Here is a 1,400-nt window from a genome sequence, read left to right on the forward strand (position 1 = left end):
CGGCTCAGCCCCTTTAATCCGGAGTCCTTCCAGCCAAAAAACAAGTTCTCACAAGATTGCTTGTTTTTTCGCGCTGTTACATGGCTTTATGGAACATGGATCGATCCGCTAGCGTTTTTACCCACTCGGAGAATTTCGCTGGAGGCATCAATTTCAGGCTGCCATGCATCTTGCGGTTGTTGTAGAAGTCCATGTACCTGTCAAGCTCGGTATAGGCTTCTTCAAAGGTCCTGAAGTCCATCTTGCTGAACAGATCGCGCTCTAGCAAACTGTGGAATGACTCGATGTATGCATTCATGTTAGGGCTCCGCGGTGGTATGCGCTCGTGCACCATTTCTAGACTTTCGCAGGTATCACCAAACAGTTTACTGATGAATTGTGGCCCATTATCTGTTCGGATAACAGGAAGGGGTTCTCCTGGTTGTACTCGCTTTTGAAGTGCGTACCACAATGTCTGAACGGCATGTTTTGCCTCACAAACGGGGCCTCTGTACTGCTTCACCACGACACGATCAAACACATCAATAATACTGAGCACGAAAAAGAAACGTTCGCGTCCTATGACGTATCCGTACTTAATATCCATCTGCCACAGCTGGTTCGAGCCAGTTACGGTGCGATTTTTCGGTAATCTGCGCGGGTGTCTTGGTGAACGTTCCCGTTGCTTTTGGAGAAGGCCCAGTTCCTTACACAGACGGTAGGATTTCTTCTTGTTGAGTACTAATTCGTGTTCATTTCGCAAGCACCGTGCTAGGAGCTTGTATCCGTAAACGTGTTCTTCGCCTTCAGCAAGCTCCATAAGCCATTCTTTGATCTGTTGGTCATAGATCTTCAATCCTGTTTGCGTCAAAGAAAATCCAGGCTGAGGGCGTCCCACTTGGCCGCGTGTAACTCGTTCTGCCAGATGTGAAGATCGCTTTTTGCGATCGTAGTACGTGGACGATGAAAGGCCAACGGCTCGCAAAACCAGTGCTGCTGATTCACCCCGCTTAATAAACTGGTCCGCTACTTCGTGCTTTTCGGATAAGCGGGGTTTCTCTTTTTTATGAGTTCTCTCAGAATCTCATTCTCGAGTTCTTTTTCTCCGAGCAGTTTCATTGCTTTCGCGTATCTCGCTTCAATCTCTTGAAGCCGTTGAAGTTCCAGCAAATGTTCGTCGGTCATTGGGATCTCTTCCGGAGGAATTGAATCTCGATGTTCTCTGACCCAATTGCGAATGGTCTCCGGATGAACTCCATACATGCGGGCTAATGCCCCCACCTTCACGCCAGCGAGTACTTCTTTCACTATATTCAGTTGTGTTTCTTGTCCTAAATGCTTCCCCATAACGGATCATCCCCTTAGCTAATAGTTTAAATTATTGGCTGAGAGGACTCCAGTTTAATTAAGGGGCCTTGGAG

General features: G+C 47.5%; 2 protein-coding genes. Both read right to left on the reverse strand.

Annotated features, from left to right (window positions below; all coding sequences use genetic code 11):
* Nucleotides 1-76 precede the first annotated feature (76 nt).
* On the reverse strand, nucleotides 77-964 hold the full coding sequence (locus BLW29_RS31040; RefSeq protein WP_256209104.1) for an IS3 family transposase: 888 nt from the start codon (nucleotides 962-964) through the stop codon (nucleotides 77-79).
* A 41-nt stretch (nucleotides 965-1,005) separates the two neighbouring features.
* On the reverse strand, nucleotides 1,006-1,326 hold the full coding sequence (locus BLW29_RS31045; RefSeq protein WP_090986987.1) for a transposase: 321 nt from the start codon (nucleotides 1,324-1,326) through the stop codon (nucleotides 1,006-1,008).
* Between the last annotated feature and the right edge of the window lie 74 nt (nucleotides 1,327-1,400).

Source organism: Paenibacillus sp. CF384, assembly GCF_900106745.1.
Classification (GTDB): domain Bacteria; phylum Bacillota; class Bacilli; order Paenibacillales; family Paenibacillaceae; genus Paenibacillus_Z.